The organism is uncultured Campylobacter sp. (genome assembly GCF_938045345.1).
Classification (GTDB): domain Bacteria; phylum Campylobacterota; class Campylobacteria; order Campylobacterales; family Campylobacteraceae; genus Campylobacter_B.
Map to the genome: position 1 here is coordinate 78,007 of NZ_CALIMS010000004.1, position 21,266 is coordinate 99,272.

Sequence of the window (21,266 nt, forward strand, 5' to 3'; positions counted from 1 at the left end):
TGCAAAGCAGCCGATTTATAGCTTATCTATCGGCGTTTAGATCGCGGGCGAGTATGCGAATATGAAGTTTATAATGGATTTGGAGAATAGATGCTTTTTAACTCATATGAATTTATATTTGCATTTTTACCAATAACATTTTTTATATATTTTTTCCTAAACAAAAGACGTTTAAGCGAGCTGTCAAAGGGATTTTTAGTCGCTTCATCGCTATTTTTTTACGCTTGGTGGAACATCGCGTATCTGCCTATAATCTTATGTTCGATGATATTTAATTATTGTTTCGGAATGGAGCTAAATAAAAGTGATGCAAAAATTTCAAAAAAGGCGATCTTGATTGTCGCAATAGCTGCAAATTTAGCGCTACTTGGATATTTTAAGTACTCGGACTTTTTGATCGATAATTTAAATTTTGCCTTTAATCTGCACATTCATAGTTTAAATTTACTCCTTCCGCTTGCAATTTCGTTTTTTACGTTTCAGCAGATCGCCTATCTAGTAGATTCATATAACGGGGGGGGCACTAAAGAATATAATTTTTTAAATTATTGCCTCTTTGTTACATTTTTTCCGCAGCTCATAGCGGGTCCAATCGTTCATCACAAGGAGGTTATGCCGCAGTTTGACAATCTTAAAAATAAAGTGCCAAGTTATAAAAACATTGCTCTTGGACTTTTTGTATTTTCTTTAGGTCTATTTAAAAAAGTTCTCATCGCCGACACCTTCGCCGTTTGGGCGAGCAACGGCTTTGATAAGGCTGAAATTTTATCGCTAATAGAAGCGTGGGCGACCAGCCTCTCATATACCTTTCAGCTTTATTTCGATTTTAGCGGGTATTGCGATATGGCAATCGGAGCAGCACTTCTTTTTAATATCAAGCTTCCGATAAATTTTAATTCGCCGTATAAGGCTAGCGACATACAAGACTTCTGGCGCAGATGGCATATTACGCTAAGTAGGTTTTTACGCGATTATGTTTATATACCGCTGGGCGGTAACCGCAAGGGTAGGGCGAGGACATATTTAAATTTAATGCTCACCTTTATAATAGGCGGCATTTGGCATGGGGCAGGCTGGACTTTTATATTTTGGGGGTTTTTACACGGATTGGCACTCATGATTCATAGATTTTGGCATAATTTAGGCCTTAGAATGAATAAAGTTCTAGCTTGGTTTATAACCTTTAACTTCGTAAATATTACCTGGGTGTTTTTTAGAGCTAAAGATTGGAGCGATGCGATAAAAGTATTAAAAGGAATGTGCGGGATGAGCGGTGTGGTGTTACCGGATCCGCTCAGACATATTTTTAAATTTTTGCAGCATTTTAACGTAGAATTCGGAGGATACCTGATTCATATCGGAGGCAGACGCGATAGCATAATATGGCTATTAGTGGGATTTATCTTAATTCTATGCTGCAAGAATTCTATGCAGCTGCTCAACTCGCGTAAAGTAGAGAAATTTTATATCGTAGCAGTTGCATTTTTGCTTCTTACGGCTTTATCAAATTTAAACACCGTATCGGAATTTTTATATTTTAATTTTTAGGAGATAGAGTGAGTTACAAAACTAAACTTAAATTTCTATTTTTAATACTCATCTGCTTCATCGCATATCACGCACTAATGTGGTTTTGTATAACAAAAGATATTTTTGATAGAAACGATGGTATGATGATAGGCGATCTCGGCAGGTTGTCGTATAAGATAAGCTCGTATTTTCCTAGAAAAACGGCAGTAACCCTACCTAGAACTCATGATATTTTAGACTCAGATTTTAAAATAAAACAGGTGGATGTAATAACCATAGGCGATAGCTTTTCTAACGGCGGTGGGGGCGGACTAAACCCGTATTATCAGGACTATATCCAAAGCGATAAGAATCTTACGGTTTTAAATATTCCGCTAATCAACGAAAACTATTACAAAACGCTATTTTCGCTCATAAATTCCGATCTATTGGAAAAATTAAAGCCAAAATACATCATACTGGAATCTATCGAAAGACGAGCGGTGGATAGATTTGCCTTTGATTTGGATAAATTTAAAAACGAAAGATCAAATTTAATAGCTCAAAAACGCGCCTCATCATATCTGCAAACCCCAAAGCCATTTTTTATAAACACGCTCAATTACAATAGTATTTTATATCGCATAGCTTACCGATTCAACGATCATGCCTTTTTATCAAAAGTGTATTATCTGAAGCTAGACGGGGATTTCTTTACCTCCAAAGATCAAAGCGGGTTATTGTTTTATTATGAAGATCTATATGGACTAGATAAATCAAATGCCGAAAATATCGCAGCGCTAAATAGAAATTTAAATGAAATACAGAAGCTCTTAGATGAATCAGGCATAAAACTATATTTTATGCCGATGGTGGATAAATACGATCTGTATTACGATCATATTTTGGATAAGAAATATGGGAAGAGCAGCTTTTTTGAGCTGCTTCGTGGTGAGAGCAAGCAATATATATTCATAGATACTAAAGAAATTCTAAGCGAGCTGATAAAAAGCGGCGTAAAGGACGTGTATTTTTCCGACGATACACATATGAGTACTATGGCGCTGAAAGAGATCATAGACAATATGGAATTTTAATTTAATTAATACTGATTTAAATTTCACGGCACCCGGCAGACTGGAGTAGTTATAAGAAAAATAGATTGTTTCTTTGATAAGACGGAATTAACTTGTTTCAGAATTTTCACTGTTTTTATAAGGTCACGCAAGGGCGATTGTTTTTGATCCTAGCCTAAGCGATCAATCCTAAAGCCTCAGTTAAAATAGGCATTAGAATGGCTATATTAAATAAAAATGCAGTATCGTCATTAACCAAACGATAATAGTTTTTTGTCCAAGAATCTGATAAAATCTGAAAATGTGCTATAAAGGTTGAATTCCGAAAGAGGGCAAATAATCAATCTGCGAGTAAACGTAGGGCAATTTGGCTTTTACGCTAGTAAATTATGAAATTTTTTATTTTATCCTGCGCGACGTGTTCTATATCATAAAGTAAATTGACTTTAAATTTAAAAGCTAAATGGAACGATAAGCAAGGCAGAATAAAACCTAATGATAGAAAATTTACATTTAATCTTTGGGTTCTTTAGGAGAGATATACGATAAATAGTATTGAGAAGCGCTACAATCCCTATAGTCTTAGATATCTTATATTGAAAACTATAATTTTCAAGTAAAAATCTAATATGAAATTAACGTATAATTATATGAATAATTTCATGTATTTTTGACGCATTTGGTGTTTTTATCAATGGTTTTTATTAGAAGAATTTTTACATAAATCTATATTCAATAATTTATCTGTGACTTCAAATGAAATCAGTAGGACAAATGTGTTTTCTGTAAGAATCAAAATAGATGATATTTGAATTGGGTGGAAATGAAATTCTGCTTATGGCAAGAGCAAGAGTTTAAATTTGAAATATGAGAAGCTATCGCGCCAAGATGAGTGCCCTCTTTTATTCAATAACCAGGCGCATCAGATACATATCTTCGCCGTCGATCACGCTGATTTCGGAGCTTTTGCAGCGCGGGCAAGAAAAGTCGTTCTGCGTCAAATCCCCGCTAAAACCGCAGTTTTTACATTTTACGACGATTTCTTGGGTATGGATGATGAGATCCGCATTTTCGCAGACGGTACCTGCGCGAAAGACTTCGTAGCAGTTTTGCAAATAATGCGCTTCCACGCCGCTTAGCCGCCCTATTTTTACGTGCAGTTCCCTTATCTGCGGACTTTTTGCGATAGGTGTATCACAAAGCGTCTGCGGATTTGCATCCAAATTTTTATAAAAATCACCGTTTTTGCTGTTCGAGTCCGTATCCGCAACGCCCGTATTTTCGGTATTCTCGGTGCCTATGTCGGTATTTGCGAAATCCGTATTTTCATTGGCGGTATTGGCGATGTTACAGCGATTTTTATCGCCTTGCTGCGCCGCGCCTTTTTTCTTTGCTATTTCGGCGTTTAGCGCCTTTTCGCATAGCGCCACAAGATCCGCTACGATCGATAGTTCATGCATTTTTTCCTCTAAATTTTACGACCTCGCCGTATTTTGTGCAAAATTTTGTTGTAAATTTAAAAATACGCCTAAAATTTAGGCATAAATTTGTGTGTAAATTTAACAAATCCTCGGCAGCAACTCGCCCTTTGGAAGCTCCAAAAAACGCTGCGAGCCGTAGGCGTTTTGCAAAATCACTCGCCCTTTTGCCGCATGCAGAGTTTGAAATTGTCCCGCCCTATTTTCTGATACTGTGCCCGCGTCGCTCGCACCCACAGATCCATCATGTGTACTAGGTCTAGGCGTCAAAGCGCCCTTAAATTCGCCTTTGTCGTGTCCTACTTCGCGTACCTCGCCGATGATTGCGGCATTTGCGTCAAATTCGCGCAGTATCTCAAGCGCCCTATCTGCCTCGGCACCATCTTCTACGATCGCTACGAAAGTGCCTTCGTTTGCAAGCTCGTACGGCTCGAAGCCCAGCAGCTCGCACACGCCAACTACTTCATCGCTGATTTTGATATCCTCTTCGCGCACCAAAAATTCAAGCCCGCTGGAGCTTGCAAATTCGTTTAAAACCGCGCTGAGCCCGCCTCGTGTCGCATCTCGCATCGCTTGGATTTTCACGCCTTGCAAGATCAGCTTTTCGACCGCAGCGCAAAGCGGTTTGCAGTCGCTTTGTAGCTCGCTGCTTAGCGCGATCTCGTCGCGCGCCGCGAGTATCACCGCCCCGTGCCGCCCGATGTCGCCGCTAAGCAGGATTTTTGCGCCCGCTTTGATGTTTTGCACGCGCGCAGGTCGCAAAACACGGCCGATGCCGCTGGTGTTGATGAAAATTTTATCACATTTGCCGCGCGGCACGACCTTTGTGTCGCCGCAAACGATACGAACGCCGCAGCTTCGCGCGGTGCTTGCCATCGAGTCCAAAATGCGTCGCAGCTCGCTTAGGCTAAGCCCCTCCTCGATGATGAGCGCGCAGCTTAAAAACAGCGGCTTTGCGCCCACCATCGCAAGGTCGTTGACGGTGCCGCAAACGGCGATCTTGCCGATGTCGCCGCCGTTAAAAAACAGCGGCGTAACCACGAAACTATCGGTGCTGAAAGCTAGCTCGCCGCTAGGGCTCGCAGAATTCAAAGCAGAGCTCGGCGCCGCGCGATCAACACCCGCCCTGGCGTCTAAATTTAAATCGTCTAAATTTAAATTTAGTATCGCGCTGTCGTTGTTCGCGCGTAAAATTTCATTATCAAACGCCGCAAAGATGGTCTCGTTGATGAGCCTATTCATCTCCTCGCCGCCGCCGCCGTGGCTTAAAAGTATAGTTTCGTTCAAATTTTTCCTTTTCACTCGGTTTTAAATTTAAAGCCCGTATTCCGCAGCCGAACAAGCCGTGCCGCTACGGCGCGGCGCAAAATTTTAAAGCAAATTTAGCGCAACGTTTTTCTTCGATTAAAATTTTAAAGTACGACTTATTTTTAAAATTTACGCTCTGCGATACCGCGCGCAAAATTTAGCCCGCGTTCTTGACGTCGCCGTATTTATAGTACGCCGCGCACGCCCCTTCGCTTGAGACCATGCACGATCCTATCGGGTTTTGCGGCGTGCAGTGCTTGCCGAAAACCTTGCAATCATACGGGCTTTTTTTGCCGCGTAAAATTTCGCCGCAGATACAGGCCTTGCTCTCGGGAGCGCTCTGTACGCTGCAATCAAACTGCACCCTGGCATCCAGCGCCGCGTACTGCGGGCGCAACTTCATGCCACTTTTTGGAATTTCGCCGAGCCCTCGCCACGGAAAATCGCAAATTTCAAAATATTTATCTATTAAATTTTGCGCTTTTTGGTTGCCGCCCTCTTTTACGACGCGCTCGTATTCATTGAAAACCTCGTAAGTACCGGCGTTTTGCTGCTCCACCAAATTTAATACGCCCGCCATTATGTCAAGCGGCTCAAATCCGCTTACGGCGATCGGTTTTTTGTAATCGTGCGCAATGCTCTCGTAGACCTTCGCGCCGGTGATCACGCTTACGTGACTAGGCCCTAAAAACGCGTCTATTTGCACGTCTGCGTCGTCTAAGATCGCTCGCACGGGCGCGGGCACCGTGACGTGATTGATGTGAAAAAAGAGATTTTTTAGCCCCAAGCTTAGCGCTTTATCGATAAGCACGGCGCTCATCGGCGTCGTCGTCTCAAAGCCGATCGCAAAAAATATCACCGTTTTTTGCGGATTTTCCTGCGCGATCTTTATGCAATCAAGCGGACTATAAAGCGCTCTGATGTCGTGCCCATCGCCCCGCAGCTTCTGTAAGCTCGTGCGAGAGCCAGGAACTCGAAGCATGTCTGCTAGAGTGCAAAAAATACTCTGCGGCATCGCGGCGAGCTTGATCGCCTCGTCGATGCGACTGCGCGGCATCACGCACACTGGACAGCCGGGGCCGTGGATAAATTTGATATTTTCGCCGACCAGGCTCGGAAGGCCGAATTTCATGATCGAGTGCGTGTGTCCGCCGCAAATCTCCATGATGTTTAGCGGCTTTTTGCTTTTGGAAATTATCAGCTTGCTAAGCGCTAAAATCAGCTCCTTATCCCTAAAATCCTTGATTAGATCCATTATTTACCTTAAATTTTACGGGTTTGCAAGCCGTTTTAATTCTCTGCGCCGGCTCTCGGCTCTATGCTTTGATATACGGAGCTCTCTTCCGCTCTCATCTGCTTTGCGATCTGCTCGTAAATTTCGATACTCTCCTTCGCTCGCTGCGTATCGATCTTCTCCATCGCAAAACCAACGTGGATCAGCACGTACTCCCCGACCGCCGCGGGCTCAGGGAGCAGATCCAAGCTCACGCCGCGGCGCACGCCCAGAGTCTCCACCGTCGCGAAATTATTTTCGTCGATCGAGATGATTTTTGAAGGGATTGAAAGGCACATTAACGAAATTCCTTCTTGTATTGTAGGAATTTCAGCCATTTCTCCACGCCCTCGCCGCTTTTACTATCAAGCGCGATGACGTCGGCTTTCGGATTGAGCTTGTGCACTTCGCGCACTACCTCCTGTATATCGAAGTCAAAATGCGGTAGCAGCGCTGTTTTGGTGATTACGACGCAGTCTGCGCGGCGAAATATTACCGGGTATTTTGCGATCTTATCGCTGCCCTCGGGCACGCTTAGAAGCACTACGTTCAGGTGCGCGCCTACGTCAAATGCCGCAGGGCAGACGAGGTTTCCGACGTTTTCTATGAAAACCAGATCCAAATTCTTAGTATCGATATGATGAAGCCCCTCGTGGACCATAAAGGCGTCCAGATGGCAGGTCTCGCCGGTGCTGATCTGATGGGCCTGCGCGCCCGCTTTTATGATGCGATCGGCGTCGCGGTTAGTTTCCAGGTCGCCCTCGATGACGCCGATTTTAAATTTGCCGCTTTTGATAGTGGCCTCAAGTAGCGTCGTTTTACCGCTACCGGGGCTACTCATCAAATTTAAGCATAAAATTTTATCCTCGTCAAAATGGGCTCTGTTGTGAGCGGCCTCCTCGTCGTTGGCGCTTAAAATTTTACTCATCACCTCGATCGTCTTGGTGTCGCTAATAGCGACATTTGCGTGGATGTGATCGTGCGCGTCGTGCTCATGATCGATCCCCGCCTCGTGCATATGGGCGTGGGAGTGGACGGTGCCGTTCGCGTGGGTGTGGACATGCTCGTGTGTCATATCTGCGTGCGAATGGGCGCCCGCTTCGTGAGTGTGGCCGATGGAACAGCCGCAATCTTTACACATTTTTTCTCCTTGGATAATAAATTTTGCGCGTAAAATACCACGTTTTTGCTTTAAACGGCGTAAATTTGATAAATTTTATATCGAAGTGCGGAATTTTATGAAATTTAATGAAGCTTGAAATTTACGCGCTTTAGTTTTATCTAAATTTCGTGCGCTGTTTGCGAAGGCTCTACGCAAAATTTAAAGCTAGCGAGCAAAGACGCTGCTTTAAATTTAATCACCTGCTCACAGATTGCAAAGCTGCACTCTCTAAATTTAGACCTCGCAGCTCGTAACGGCTCAAAATAAACTAAAGATCGCCGTAGATAGAAGCGCTAAATTCAGGGCTTGCGAGTGGATTTGATCCCGGCACTCTACAATCTCGCGCGTGCTCTCCGGCGTGCCAAACATCATCAATGCGGCGGTCGTGCTCATATCCATTTTACGCTAGCTCGGCTTTGCAAATGCGGCACGAAAGCGGCACCTATAAAATTTAGTCGCGAGCTGCTGCACCGGTTTCGTGCCTGCGCGTAAATTTAAACCCGTAGCAAGAATGCTTTTTGATTAAAATTTATAAAATTTTGCGCTCGCCGTGTAAATTTAAACAAATTTTATTTGCACGCCTTGCGCAACCGCGCTGCCCGAATTCGCTACTCGATCGAGAATCGCGCTTCGTAACCTATAAAAATCGCGCAACCGCTGCGTTTAAATTTAAAAGCGCATAAATTTAGCGCGACGCGCTGTTTTTTAAAAACGTACAAAAGCCCTACGCTTCGGTGATGACCGCCTTTACGAGCTTGGAAAATTTCACCCCTTTTAGCGCGCCGATTTTGGCGCTGAGTCGCTCGATCTTTGAAATTTTATCCCGCATCGTGATCTCCTCGAAGCAGTGGCGCTCGTCGATGTGGAAGTGGCTGGTGCTGACGATGGTGACGTTTGCGTGATGCTCGATCTCTACGAGCTGCTCGATCAGATCGCTTTGGTGATGATCGTAAGCGATGCAAAGCACGCCCACGCAGTCATCCTCGCCATCTCCGTGAAGTACGCCCTCGACCATCTTTTCGCGTATGAGATCGCGGATAAACTCGCTGCGGCTTAGGTATTGCTTGGCGCGCACCATCTCATCGAGATCCTCAAAAAGCTTCGTCGGCAGCGAAATGCTAAATCTTACGGCGCTCTCTTTTTCCTCTTTTTTCATAGTGTCCCCCTATTTCGCGTATTTTGAACGTAATTTTACCGAAATTCCGCTCAAATAGTAAGAATTTCGCGCTAATTTGGCTTATTTTTTAAAATTTAAAGCTCCAAGGCACCGCGCTTATTTTGAAATTTTGCTCGCGATTTCGCGTTATATTTTAGTGCTAACGCGATGAAATTTACCGGTGCTACGTTATTTTAAATTCTACCGCGAGCTTGCGTCCAAATTTTAAGAATCGGGCGTTAAATAGCGTCTTAGTTTGGGATCTGCGCAGTATCTAGCCACGCGCCGCGGTAGAATTTTGCATCGATTACCATAGCAGTGCGCCGTGACTCTATGGCAGCAACGGTGCGCCGTTAAATTTTAAAATTTTAACGTTTCGGCTACGACATATAGAGACGGCAAGGCGTAAATTTGTTCGCTGATTTTGCGATTTTCGAGAAGCTATCTGCGGTGTATTTTATCGCCCGTAGCGTATCGCAAAGTGCGAGCATAGCGTAGAGCTCAATCAAATTTATCGGCGAGATACTAATAAAATTTTACCGAGTCGGCTTAGCGCGATAGTTACTTTTTATGAACGAGCTTAACGCGAAATTTCGCTTAGATACGCCGCGAGCTGTCCGTATGCGATGCCGCTGTCGTTGCAAGGAATGGCGCGATTTAGATGAAATTTTATCCCTCGTTCGCGTAGCTTTTCGCACGTAAGATTTAGAAGCGTCGCGTTTTGAAAGACCCCGCCGCTTAGCACGACCTCGAGTCCGAAGCCTTCTGCAAACTCCGCGATGAAATTTGCGATGGCGTTTATAAATTTCGTCGCGGCCAAGCGCGGCTCATCGCGCAAAGCCTGCAAAAACGCCTCTTCGTAATCGATCACGTAGCATTCGCCCTCAAGGCTCGGCGCGCAAGCTCTATTTTGCGGGGATTGATCGGCGTTAGAAGCGTCTTTGCTTTCAAGATTTATTAAATTTAGGACAGACGCTTGGTTTATAGAATTTACGGCGGAACTTTCATTCTTTTTATCGCTGCTTTCGGCGATGTTTTGAGCCGCTAGTCCAAGCTCATTTTTACTCGCTGCATCGTTCGCAAGCTCTTTAAAATCGCCTTGCAACGTGCAGCTATCTTTCGCACCGCTATGATTTTGCGCATTTAAACCGCCCTGCCCCGCTCGCGCCAAATCATCGGCGCTTCGTTGCTGTGAAGCGAAATGCGGCACGTTTTGGATAAAATTTTCGCCCTCCTTTTGCAGCGTAAATTCATAGCTCTGCTCGCAGCCGTCGATATATAGGTTCTCAAGTCGCATGCCCGCTTCACCGTCGAAGCTTACGGTTCGCAGGTTGCAGATAACCGCAGCAAACGCATCGAACAGCCGCCCTAGCGAGCTTGAGCGGATGGCACGCGGCGCGATTTTTTCTAAATTTGCGACTTCGCTTACGTTAAATTTTGCTAAAAACTCGTGCGCAGCGTCCTTTGCATTAAATTTAAATATGAGCGCGAGCGCAAGTTTGTAGATGTTTTTGATCGCATTCTCGCCGCCGATAAGCGCGATCTCGTCGAATTTAGCCACGCGACGATAGCCGTGCGGGTCAAACACCATCACCTCGCCCCCCCAGATCGTGCCGTCCTTGCCGTAGCCGGTGCCGTCGAAGCAGAAACCGAGGTATTTTTTGCCGCTAAAAAGCAGCTCATTTTGCGCTAGATTCGACACCAGATGCGCGAAATGGTGCTGGTAGCGGATCACTGGATATCCGCGCTGCTCGAAAAATCGCGTGTGCGAAAACTGCGGGTGCAGATCTGCGATGACGGCGTCGAACTTCAGCTCGTAGGCGCGCACGAACATATCCAAAAGCGCGAAAAATCGCTCATTCGTGGCGACGTTTTTAAGATCGCCGATGTAGGGCGAGATGAAAATTTGCCCGTCTTTGTAGATCGCAAACTGGTTCTTAAGCTCCGCTCCGAGCGCCAGGAAAGTGCCTTTGAGATGAAATTTGCTAGGGAAAATTTTTGGATTCATTCCGCGAGATGTTCGCAAAAACAGCGCGCGATCTAAAGCGTCCGCTTCGGCGGAATGATTTGTGTAGCTCGTTAAATTTGCAGTGCTTGCGTATTTTGCGGCATCTGCGAGATTTGTAGAATTTGCAGCACTTGCAGAATTTGCTAAACCTGCGCCGTGGGCGGATTCCGTTTCGCAGTCAGAATTTATTTCGGCGGCGGAATTTTCCTTAAAATTTTGCGGTGCGGTAAGGGTTCGTGCGCCCGCAGAATTTATGACGGAATTCTGCGCTAGAATGGAATTTTGCGCGGAGCTTCTTATCTCAGTGTAGGTCGGAAGCGATGCGGAAATTTTACCAGAGCTATGAGCCGTTTTTGAAGTAGGCGCCGAAGTCCTCGCTTCAAACTGCGGTAAAAAGGCGATGCTATCGTCGCTCGGCGTTAAAATTTCGCGGTCGTTATCCAGGTAAAACGAGATTACGCCGCCCAGCTTCTCGCGCAACTCCTCGGCGTTAAAAATAATGGGCTCGCCGCTTATATTGGCGCTTGTGGCGACGATCGGGCGATCAAAGTATTCAAAAAGCAGCAGATGCACGCCGGTATTGGCTAGGAAAATGCCGATTTTATTAAGGTTCGGCGCCACGCTTGGAGCGATAAAAATCGCGCCTGCTCTAAAAATCGCCGAAAAACTCGCGGGCAAACGCACGAAATCGCCCTCGCTATCGGAATGGGCGTCGCGCGCGTCCGTCGTGTGCGGCTGAGTTAATGATGAGCCTTGCGAATTTAACGTCTGTTGCGAACTCGGCTCGTTCACTGCACATTGCAAATCTGCCTTATTTGCAGCATGTCGCAAGCCCTGCATATTCGCCGAATTTTGCGAAATAGACTCGTCCGGCGCAAGCCGAGAATCAGGCTCATTCGCCGCGCATCGCGAGTCTTGGCTATCTGCTGCGGACTGTAAATTTAATTTGTTAGTCGTATATCGCAGCTCCGCCTCGCCTTCTGCTTGCGGCGAGTTCAAATTTTTAGCCGCGCACTGCGAACCAGACCCATTCGATCCGCGTCCTAGCTCGTTTTCTGCGCTCCGCGAGCTAGATTTGTCTGCAACCGACGCATCGCAGGCGAAACTACGTCGCGCCGTTTTGCTAAAAATTTGCGCACTATGCAACCCGCCCTGCTCCGCGCAAACTCCAATATTTTGCGCGCTAAAATTTTGTGCCGCTAAATTGCGTAAATTTCGTAACGCAGAGTCCTGCTCTTGCGCCAAATCCTCTGGATTGCCAGCAAATTTCGGCGATATAGAATTTTCGCCTCGCGCCTTTAAATTTTGCGTACCGAAATCAGCCGCAAAGCCGGCCTCTGTGCGCCAAACAAATTCACGCTTTTTTAAAATCACGATCGGCTTGACGTTACAGTCTATCAGCGCCTCCTCTTCTGCGCTTAGGTTCGCTGCGCGCCCTGCTTGCGCTGCGTCGCGACACATGATCGCAAAAGGCTTGCTCGGGCGCTTTTTGAGCGTTCGCAGCATGCGTACCGCGCGCTCGTTCGTCGCATCGCAGACGATGTGAAAGCCGCCCATACCTTTGATCGCGCCGATCTGCCCACGCCGCAAAAGCTCCGCCGTGCGCGCTATCGCCTCCTCGCCGCTTGATAAAATTTCGCCGTCCGCGCCACATAAAAACAGCTGCGGGCCGCAGTGCGGGCAGGAGATCGGCTCGGCGTGATAGCGGCGCGTGAGCGGATCCGTGTATTCGCCGCGGCAGAACTCGCACATCTCAAATGCCCTCATCGTGGTATTTGCGCGGTCATACGGCAGCGCGGCGATAATACTAAGGCGCGGGCCGCAATCGGTGCAGTTTATAAAAGGATAGTGGAAGCGCGGGTTTTGCGGGTCGTAAAACTCTTTTTTGCACTGATCGCAGATCGCAAAATCGGGCAAAATTGGGTTAAATTTACGCCCCTCTTTGGACTGCGTGATCTTAAAATCAGTAAAATTCTGCGCAAAATCTTGCGTATTAATATCTGTGCGGATGATTCTATCAATTCGGCAAAGCGGCGGCGCCTCGCTGCGAAGGCGCTGCTCGAAAATTTTTAAAATTTCTTCTTCGCGCAGATCTTGCTCGGCGTTTTGCAAATCGCGCTTGGAGTCCTGTAAATCCTGTGAGCGGAGGTTTTGCTCGGGCAAAGCTGGCGAGATGGAGCCCTGCCCGTTTAGATTTAGCTCGGATAAGTTGGGTAAAAATTTCTCGCTCGCTGCGGCTTGAAAATCTCTCGTCAAATCATACGGCAAGCTCGTCAAATCAGGCGGATTTGCTAAATCGTTTGCTAGATCACGTAGCGAGCCGGCCGAATCATTCGGTAAGTTCGGTGCGCTTTGCGGCGAAATGGAGTTCAGATTTAAATTTAAGCCCGTAAAATTTAGTGACGAGCTTGCGGTCTCGTTAGAATCCGACTCGGTAGAATTTAAAGACCGAGTAGCTGATAACGATACTTTCTGTGCTTGAATTTCGTTAAAATTGGGTTGATCGAAATTTAAAGGGGCGGAATTTTTATCGACCGGGTTCTGTTGCGCTCCGAAAAGGTCTGCGCAAACGACGATTTTAACGCCCTCGCCGTCGTTATAAACCTCGCCTTTCAACCCCAAATCTACGGCAAGCTTGTAGACGAACGGGCGAAACCCGACCCCCTGCACCGCTCCGAAAACCTCAAATTTAGCCGCTTTCATGCACATACTTTCATAAATTGCGCGACGCAGAAGCCATTTTGCGAGCAAAATGCGCTCGCGGCGGGCGGACAAAGCGTTCCGGACGCTGCAAAATGTGCTCCAAATTTAATAAAATTTGATCCTTTGCTTCTGCGCCTTTTGCCGCTTTTTTAAAATTTCGCGCGATCTCGTTTGTGCTAAGCTTAGCCCGCATGGCGCAGCTATCGGCACCGCAATGCCCGCGCAACTCGCTGTTTTGCGAATAAGGCTTCGAAGCTTTGCCAAAAATACGCATATATGCCCGATCTAGCGAGCTTGAAGCGCGAAGCTGTCGCTAAAGCTCGCGTCAAAATTTTTGCAAAGCTTAAGCATCAAATCCGCAAATTTGCGCCCGCTAAACATCGCTCCGCCGAAGATCAAAACGTCAAAATCCTCTTTGCGCTCATCCGCCAAATCGCTTAAAAAGTAGCTCAAACTATCGAAAAATCCGAACGCAAATAGCTTTTCATTGGCGCCTGCGAGCGCATAGCTCATCGCCGAGCGTAAAATTTTGTCCGCTTGCACATAGCCGCGCTCGTCCGTGCAAAAATCAAGCCGCACCCCTTTGCCGCCCGCAAAATCCTCCGCGCTCGCCATCAAAAACGCCGCATCGCGCCCCCAGATAAGCTGCGCGGCGACGCTAAAGATACCGTAAAATCCCGCATTTGCGCTTTTTAAAATTTCATGGATTTTCGCGGCGTCTACGTTAAATTTGGCGCTAAAATTTTCAAATAGTTTCGCGCCTGTTTCGTCCGCGCAAATTTGAGCCTTAAGTTCGTCAAAACTGCGCGGCAGATTAAATTTAAGCAGAATTTTTTTAGAGCTTTCGCCGTAAATTGCGATCTCGTCGTCCGTGCCCACGCCCAAAAAGCAGCGCAAAACGCGTTTTTTGGAGTCGTTCAAAACCCCCTTCTCGCGGCACGTAAGCGCAAAAGGAGCGGAGTTTTTGTCGTTTGAGTTTTTCAGATAAGAGCTTGCGCTGTCGCTTAAAAAGTCCTCGTTTTGCACGATCAAAAAGCCGTTTTGCAGCGGCGCGACCTTAAAAATTTTATCTTTCTGCGCTGCGCTTTCGCATTTTGCGCTTAAAAAATAGATCCCGTCGCTTGCCAAAGCGCGCCCCAGCGCAAATACGAATATGTCGCCCGCAAGCTTTACGTCAAAAAATTTAGGCGCGTCCTCGTGGTTTTTTCTAAAGATCGCATTGGTTTTTAGGCTTATAAGCGGCTTTTCGAAGGCTGCGAGCGCGATTTTACTCTTTTCGTCGCTCACAAAAATCCCATCTAGCGCGCCCACTCCCGCGGCTATCAGAAAGTCGGCGCCAAAATCCACGTCCGCCTTGAGCGTGAAAGTTGCGTCGCCGCGCTCGATCTGCACCTTCTGGGCGTGGAGTAAGCTTAGGCGGCAAAGCTCCAGCAAGCTGGCGAAATTTTCCCTGCTTACCGCTTCAAATTTACCGTCGTTAAGAACGCCGGCGCCGCTTATTATCCCGAATTCGTTTTGAGACGGCTCGGCGCGAGCGAGGTATTCCTTCATCACTCGCGGAGTGAAATTATTAAATTTAGCCGCGCTACGGGCATTCGAAATTTCATCCTCTAAAAATTTGCTTAAATCGCTCGAAGAGGCACCTTCAAACGTGCCGTTAAATTTCAGAGCTTTCGCTTCGGCGTTGCCCTCGTCCACCACGCGCACGGAGGATTTTGCCAAAAATATAGAGTTTGGAATCAGCGGCATCGCCTCGTCGCTAAATTTTAAAATTTCATCCTCGCCGCCGCGCACGAAAAGACTTATTAAGCTCGCCTCTTTTTTCAGGCAAAACTCAAGTGCGCTTTTGCGAGCATAAAACAGCAAGAAGTGCGCTATCAGCGCGTTTTCATTAAGGTAGTTAAACTCATATGCTACTATCATCTCGCCCCCTTTTTGCAAATCGATCCGCGATGTCTTGGGCGCTAAGATCGGCGATTTTTTCATGCGCGAAGCCAAGATCCGATAAGTACTTAAGCGCCGTTTTTTCCATGGTTTTTGAGGACTCTAAAATCACGGAGCTTAACTTAAAGCTTGCTTCCTCGATGCGCCGCGGCACGACAGCTAGAATTTTAACGTGAGGCAGATCGCCGCAAAGATCCATCATCTGCAGGGTTTGAAGCATTTCGACCTCGTGCGCCGAACCGCTCCAGCTGATCTGCTTAGGCATCGCGTCGTAGTCGAAAAAATATACCTCGCCGCCCTTTGCGCCCTCCGCGTCTATGCAATCTACGAGCAAAATTTCATCAAATTCCGCCATCGTAGGCATCAAAAAGCTAGCCAGAGTTCCGCCGTCAATAAAGCTGATCTGATCCGCACTATCGCTCGGCGCGGCTGAATTTACGGCGATGAAATCCGAATTGATAGAGCTTTGGGCTACGGAATTTATGACGGAATTTTGCGAAGTAAAATTTGAAGCGGAATCCTGCTTTGCGGAATTTTCTGAAGTAGAATTTCGGTCTAAATTTACTGCTGCGAAATTTTGCTCGGAGATAAAATTTTCATCCGCAAAATTTTGCAAGGGGTCGCGCTCTGTAGAATTTTGCGAGGTAGAATTTTGTATCGCAGATACTTGGACAGAATTTTGTATAAAATTCTGCGCCGCGAAATTCTCGCCCGCCATAGAATTTCGTGCGGCGGCTTTAGGATAAAACTTATAGTTCTGCGCGAGCGCGCGGACGAAGTGTACGCCTATGCCCTCGTCCGCGTAGATGACGTTGCCGATACCCAGTACCAGCACCCTCAAGCGTGCTCTTCCTTTTTAAATTTATAGCCGCTTACGATCGCATCCATCGCGCCGTCCTTGCCCTTGACGGCATTAAAGACCGCCATATAGACGTGGATCGGTACGAAGATTATGATGATATTCATACAAAGATGATGTATCATTCGCACTTCGCTTAGACCGCCCATCGCCGCTTCCAGCGGGCGCAAGAGCCCGTATAGCGCGCCGCCGAGCCCTTCGTGATAGACATGCACATATAAGATCATACCCGTTAGGCAGATTACGAACAGCACTAGATAAAAGCCCAGATATGATATGAACTGCAATGGGTTATAAACGCCGCGAAGATGCGGGTGCTCGCCCAAAAAGATATAGTATTTGATCTGAGCTATCCAGACGCGCGGGCTAAAAAAATCCTTGATGCTTAAAAGCTCTTTTCTGCTCTTTTTATCAAAGAAGAAAAGGTAGGTTTTAAAGATCGCCGCACCGATCATCGCAAAGCCGAAGATCAGATGCACGAATCTAAATTTAGCCTGCATGAAAAGCACCGGCTCGGGATTAATCTCGGGCGCGGTGAAAACAAAGGCGATGTAATATCCGGTAATCACCAAAATCGTAATGCAAAGCGCACGCAGCCAGTGCGTGAGCCTAAGACCGATGGAGAACTCGTATTCCGCAAATCTTTTTTTCATCGTTTATCCTTTGCTGGGATCTACCCTATAGCAGCCGAGCTCCGCTCCTTTAGCGTCCATTACATGCACGGCGCAGGCGATGCAAGGATCGAATGAATGGATGCGGCGGATAATCTCTAGCGGCTTGGAAAGATCGGCAAGTTTAAGCCCGATCAAGCAGGATTCGTAAGCGCCCATAGCGCCGTCTTTATCCTTCGGCGTCGCGTTCCAAGTAGAAGGTACGACCGCCTGCCAGTTTTTGATGACGCCCTTTTCGATCCTGCACCAGTGGCTAAGTGCGCCGCGCGGCACGTGACCGATATAGCAACCTTTGTACTCTTTTGAGTTATCGATTACATATTTTGCGCAGGTTTCGGTATCGCCGCTTTTGATGTTTGCGATCAAATTTTCTAGCGCAATCAGTCCGTTGTCGGCTACGACTTTAGCTTCGATCATACGGCACGCCGTTCGTCCAAGCGTCGAAAATACCGCTTCAAGCGGCAAGCCAGCGTCTTTTAGGAATTGATCCACGACCTTTACTACGCGCTCGTTTTTCTTAGCGTAATTTACCACGATATTTGCAAGCGGTCCTACCTGAAGCGGCTTGCCGTCGTAGCGCGGAGCTTTGATCCAGGTGTATTTGCCCTGGGTATCGAGCACCTTCGTATGCGCTTCTTTGCCGTGCGCGTCGATGCTCTGTCCGTCCTTAAGGCCCGTATAATTCGGCTCTTGCTCGCCGTCGTAAGGATGAAGCGCCGCATCGTTTTTATACCACGCATGCGTTGCCTCCTCGGTGATCTTGTTCTCATCCAGCTCCAAAACCTTGCTAATATCGCCGTTCATAATCATGCCGCTTTGAAATAGCCATTCGTTCTTTGAAAGCTGGAATTCTTGATGCGTCCATAAATTTGCCACGCCGATATCGTTTAGCACGCTAGGCTCGTTGCCGTAAGCCTTCGCAGCCATTACGAGATCAGGATAGTAGGCGCGATTTACGAAGTCCGCGACCTCTTTAAATTTAGACATATATTCGCCCAGTCTCGCAGGGCTTAGGATATCCATCACGCAGGTGACGCCGCCTACGGTGAGGCTTTGCGGATGAGGCTGTTTCGCACCGAATATCGCCATCATCTGAGCCGCCGTGCGCTGAATGCGCAAACACTCAAGATAGTGCGAAAGAGCGATCAAATTTTGCTCCGGGCTAAACTTATATGTTGGGTGGCCGAAGTAGGCGTTGGCAAAAGGCCCCAAAGCGCCTTTTTTAACGAAAGCGCCCACGCGATCTTGCACCTCTTTTAGTTTATCCGCACCGCACGCATAAGGGGTATCGCAGTATTTAAACGCCTCCTCGCTCGCTTTTTTAGGATCGGCGCTAAGAGCGCTTACGACGTCTACGAAATCAAGCCCGTGGAGCTGATAAAAATGCACCGGATGATCGTGCAAAAATAGCGCGTTAGCCATCAGCGTGCGCGTTAGCAAGGCATTTAGCGGCGGAGTAATACCGAGGGCGTTTTCTACCGCGACGATACCCGCTTTGTAATGTGAGAAGGTGCAGACACCGCAAATTCTTTGCATAAAAAATCCCGCGTCGCGCGGATCTCTATTTTTTACTATAGTCTCAAGCCCGCGCCATAGCGTCGAGCTACTATAAGCCTCGCGGACGACGTTTTCATCATCCACTACGACCTCTATTCTTAAATGTCCCTCTATTCTGGTTATCGGATCTATTACGATTCTTTGCGACATGATTATTCCCCTTTATCTTTCTTAAATGACGCAATCGCCGCGTGTGCCGCTACCGCAACACCCGTGATCGCTAAAATTCCGACACCTATCTTATCTGCGGTAGCATCAGCGCCGAGCCCGCCGAAAACACTTTCATAAAGGCGATCCGCCAAAGGCTCCTCAAAAGGTCCCATATGATCCCAAAAATCAGGCTCCGAGCAACCTATACAGCCGTGACCCGCTTGTACCGGCCAGCTAGTGTGGGAGTTGAAGCGCTCGCGCGAGCAGTTATTAAACGTATAAGGGCCCTTGCAGCCTACTTTATAAAGGCAATATCCGTCCTTTGCGCCCGCATCGCCGAAGCTTTCTACAAACTCGCCCGCGTCGAAATGTCCGCGACGCTCGCACAGATCGTGGATGCGCAGCCCGTAAGCCCATTTCGGTCGGTTGTAAACGTCAAGGCTTGGAAGCGTGCCGAAAAGGATGAAATTTAGCACGTTGCCGACGATATTTTTTTCGCTAGGCGGACAGCCCGGGACGTTGATGACGGGCTTGTTTATGATTTTATCCAAACCTACGGCGCCGGTCGGATTCGGAGCCGCGGCTTGGATACCGCCGAAGCTCGAACAGGTGCCGATAGCAAATATCGCCGCAGCTCCTTCGGCAGCGTGCTTGCAGTGCTGAGCTCCGCTTTTGCCCTCAGGACCCACTGTTAGAAAAAATTCATTCTCGCCGCTTGGAATTCCGCCCTCGACCATTAAGATATAGCGCCCCTTGTATTTTTCGATCGCGCCCTCTAAATTTTCCTCGGCTTGCCAGCCTGCGGCAGCCATTATCGTTTCGTGGTATTCGAGGCTGATGTAATCAAATATAAGGCTATCGATCGTAGGCGTATCGGTGCGAAGTAAGCTCTCGCTACAGCCCGTGCACTCCGCCATATGAAGCCAGATCACTGGCAGGCGATCCGCAAGTTCCGCAGCTCGCGCCACGCTCGGTGCAAATGCGGCCGGAAGCCCGAGCATCGCGGTCATTGCTCCGCTCCATTTCATAAAATCGCGACGCGAAAAACCTTTGCTCTTAAGCCTTTCTTGTATGCTCTCATCCGCTTTTATTCGCGGCAAACGCTCAACGGCATCAAGTCTAGCCGAAATTTGAGCTAAATCAGCCATAATGTCCTCCTGAAATTTAGGATATTTTTAAATGGCATTCTATCGAAATTTAGAATTCATGCACCTTAAATTTTGTTAGATTTAATTAAAATTTTATATTTATTCATCGTCTAGTAGGTTTTAAATTTAAAAATAAAAGGCGGATTAAAATTTAGCGCGGTGGGCTAAACTTTAAATTACGACAGAGAAAGCATTAAATTTTATGAAGCGTTAAATTTACGAAGCAGTGAAATTTTATCAAGAATTTTATAGTATCGAAAAGCAGTTCAAGATAAAGCAGGCGTAGGTTGGATGATTTTGTGAAATACTAGCGAGGCGCACTATGTGTGCGCCGCAGCGAAGTATTTTTGCAAAACCATTCGTTAAATCTTTAGAAAATTCTAAAAATTTCTCAAAAACTAGCTTACCAGTTTCGTTGCATCTTGGATATTGATATTTAGTCCAAGCTGTTCGTTGCTTAGCCCAAGAGCAAGTCCTACCAGCTGAGATAGATGAATGATCGGCTTTCTTGCCTTGGAGTTCATCGCTTCTTGGTATCGCTCCTGATAGATATCAAGCTGCATCTGACATAGCGGACAAGGGGTAACTACTACGTCCGCTCCGTGCTCGGCAGCGTCATTTACGATCTCGCTTGACATCTTTTGAACCGATTTTACCGCAGGATAGCTAGCGTGAAAGCCGCAGCAATCAAGGCGCTTTTCAAAAGGCACGATCTGAGCGCCAAGTGCGCTAACTACAGCTTCAAAGCTTTTCGGATTGGTCGAGCTTTCTTTTTTAAGCTCTCGCTCCGGTCTTAATGAGTGACAGCCGTAAAATAGAGCTACTTTTAAATTTGTTAGCGGCCTCGTGACCTTAGCTTTTAACGTGTCTAAGCTTTGATATAGAACCCAAAGCAGGCTCGTTATCTCGGTGCTTCCCTGATACTGCATACCGCCCTCTTTTAAAAAGGTATTGATATAGCTTTTGGCTCCCTTATCCAAAGCTAGCTTTGCTTTAGTTAGAGTTAGCATACAGGTGGAGCAGGTAGTTAGCAGAGGCATATTCATACCCTCGGCTAGCGCGATATTTCTGGCATTGGCTACTAGGCTTGCCATAGGATCGACGCATTGAGCTTGACTAGCCCCACAGCAGCTCCAGCCCTTTATCTCGTGAAGTTTAATACCCAGTACCGGAGCGATCGCTTCAAGTGAAATTTTAGATTCCTTTGCAGCTTGACTTAAGACGCAACCCGGGAAAAATGCAAATTCGTTATTCATCCTCTCCT

16 protein-coding genes and 3 pseudogenes are annotated in these 21,266 nt (G+C 46.9%); 2 read left to right on the forward strand and 17 right to left on the reverse strand.

Going from position 1 to position 21,266, the window contains the following annotated elements:
- Positions 1-90 precede the first annotated feature (90 nt).
- Complete coding sequence (locus Q0144_RS00680; protein ID WP_298060907.1) at positions 91-1,548, forward strand: MBOAT family protein; 1,458 nt, start codon at positions 91-93, stop codon at positions 1,546-1,548.
- Positions 1,549-1,556: 8 nt separating this feature from the next.
- Positions 1,557-2,606, forward strand: a complete 1,050-nt coding sequence (locus tag Q0144_RS00685) for a hypothetical protein (protein ID WP_297943427.1) — start codon at positions 1,557-1,559, stop codon at positions 2,604-2,606.
- A gap of 881 nt (positions 2,607-3,487) precedes the next feature.
- Here Q0144_RS00685 and Q0144_RS00690 read toward each other — a convergent pair.
- The 17 genes and pseudogenes from Q0144_RS00690 to sdhE form a co-directional block, all read right to left on the reverse strand.
- Positions 3,488-4,045, reverse strand: coding sequence for a hydrogenase maturation nickel metallochaperone HypA (locus tag Q0144_RS00690; protein ID WP_298060908.1), 558 nt, complete (start codon positions 4,043-4,045; stop codon positions 3,488-3,490).
- A gap of 99 nt (positions 4,046-4,144) precedes the next feature.
- Positions 4,145-5,350 carry a hydrogenase expression/formation protein HypE gene (hypE, locus tag Q0144_RS00695; protein ID WP_298060910.1) on the reverse strand — a complete coding sequence of 402 codons (1,206 nt, stop codon included), beginning with the start codon at positions 5,348-5,350 and terminating at the stop codon, positions 4,145-4,147.
- 178 nt (positions 5,351-5,528) lie between these two features.
- Positions 5,529-6,626 (reverse strand): hydrogenase formation protein HypD, encoded by a 1,098-nt coding sequence (hypD, locus tag Q0144_RS00700; RefSeq protein ID WP_298060911.1) that lies wholly within the window; start codon positions 6,624-6,626, stop codon positions 5,529-5,531.
- A gap of 35 nt (positions 6,627-6,661) precedes the next feature.
- Positions 6,662-6,943, reverse strand: a complete 282-nt coding sequence (locus tag Q0144_RS00705) for a HypC/HybG/HupF family hydrogenase formation chaperone (RefSeq protein WP_298040960.1) — start codon at positions 6,941-6,943, stop codon at positions 6,662-6,664.
- The gene (hypB, locus tag Q0144_RS00710) at positions 6,943-7,785 is read right to left on the reverse strand and encodes a hydrogenase nickel incorporation protein HypB (RefSeq protein WP_298060912.1); all 843 of its coding nucleotides are present in this window, start codon (positions 7,783-7,785) and stop codon (positions 6,943-6,945) included. The genes Q0144_RS00705 and hypB overlap by 1 nt, the downstream gene beginning before the upstream one ends.
- Positions 7,786-8,064: 279 nt before the next feature.
- Complete coding sequence (locus Q0144_RS00715) at positions 8,065-8,205, reverse strand: hypothetical protein (RefSeq protein WP_298060913.1); 141 nt, start codon at positions 8,203-8,205, stop codon at positions 8,065-8,067.
- Between the two features lie 325 nt (positions 8,206-8,530).
- Positions 8,531-8,962: a nickel-responsive transcriptional regulator NikR gene (gene nikR, locus Q0144_RS00720; protein WP_005870445.1), complete on the reverse strand. Its 432-nt coding sequence runs from the start codon at positions 8,960-8,962 to the stop codon at positions 8,531-8,533.
- A gap of 580 nt (positions 8,963-9,542) precedes the next feature.
- Complete coding sequence (locus tag Q0144_RS00725; RefSeq protein WP_298060966.1) at positions 9,543-10,970, reverse strand: hypothetical protein; 1,428 nt, start codon at positions 10,968-10,970, stop codon at positions 9,543-9,545.
- 396 nt (positions 10,971-11,366) lie between these two features.
- Positions 11,367-11,810 (reverse strand): annotated as a pseudogene (locus tag Q0144_RS00730) (Sua5/YciO/YrdC/YwlC family protein); the annotation flags it as partial.
- 528 nt (positions 11,811-12,338) lie between these two features.
- Positions 12,339-13,679, reverse strand: a pseudogene (locus Q0144_RS00735) (Sua5/YciO/YrdC/YwlC family protein); the annotation flags it as partial.
- Positions 13,680-13,958: 279 nt separating this feature from the next.
- Positions 13,959-15,596 carry a hypothetical protein gene (locus Q0144_RS00740; protein WP_298060915.1) on the reverse strand — a complete coding sequence of 546 codons (1,638 nt, stop codon included), beginning with the start codon at positions 15,594-15,596 and terminating at the stop codon, positions 13,959-13,961.
- Positions 15,580-16,335 carry a hydrogenase maturation protease gene (locus Q0144_RS00745; RefSeq protein ID WP_298060967.1) on the reverse strand — a complete coding sequence of 252 codons (756 nt, stop codon included), beginning with the start codon at positions 16,333-16,335 and terminating at the stop codon, positions 15,580-15,582. The genes Q0144_RS00740 and Q0144_RS00745 overlap by 17 nt, the downstream gene beginning before the upstream one ends.
- Before the next feature lie 27 nt (positions 16,336-16,362).
- Positions 16,363-16,458, reverse strand: a pseudogene (locus tag Q0144_RS00750) (hydrogenase expression/formation protein); the annotation flags it as partial.
- On the reverse strand, positions 16,455-17,129 hold the full coding sequence (cybH, locus tag Q0144_RS00755; RefSeq protein ID WP_298060916.1) for a Ni/Fe-hydrogenase, b-type cytochrome subunit: 675 nt from the start codon (positions 17,127-17,129) through the stop codon (positions 16,455-16,457). The gene cybH and the pseudogene Q0144_RS00750, both read right to left, overlap by 4 nt.
- A 3-nt stretch (positions 17,130-17,132) precedes the next feature.
- Complete coding sequence (locus Q0144_RS00760; protein WP_298060918.1) at positions 17,133-18,854, reverse strand: nickel-dependent hydrogenase large subunit; 1,722 nt, start codon at positions 18,852-18,854, stop codon at positions 17,133-17,135.
- A 2-nt stretch (positions 18,855-18,856) separates the two neighbouring features.
- Positions 18,857-20,002, reverse strand: coding sequence for a hydrogenase small subunit (locus Q0144_RS00765; RefSeq protein ID WP_298060919.1), 1,146 nt, complete (start codon positions 20,000-20,002; stop codon positions 18,857-18,859).
- Between the two features lie 398 nt (positions 20,003-20,400).
- A complete protein-coding gene (sdhE, locus tag Q0144_RS00770) occupies positions 20,401-21,258 on the reverse strand; it encodes an 8-methylmenaquinol:fumarate reductase membrane anchor subunit (protein ID WP_298060921.1) in 858 nt (285 codons plus the stop codon).
- Positions 21,259-21,266: the final 8 nt, after the last annotated feature.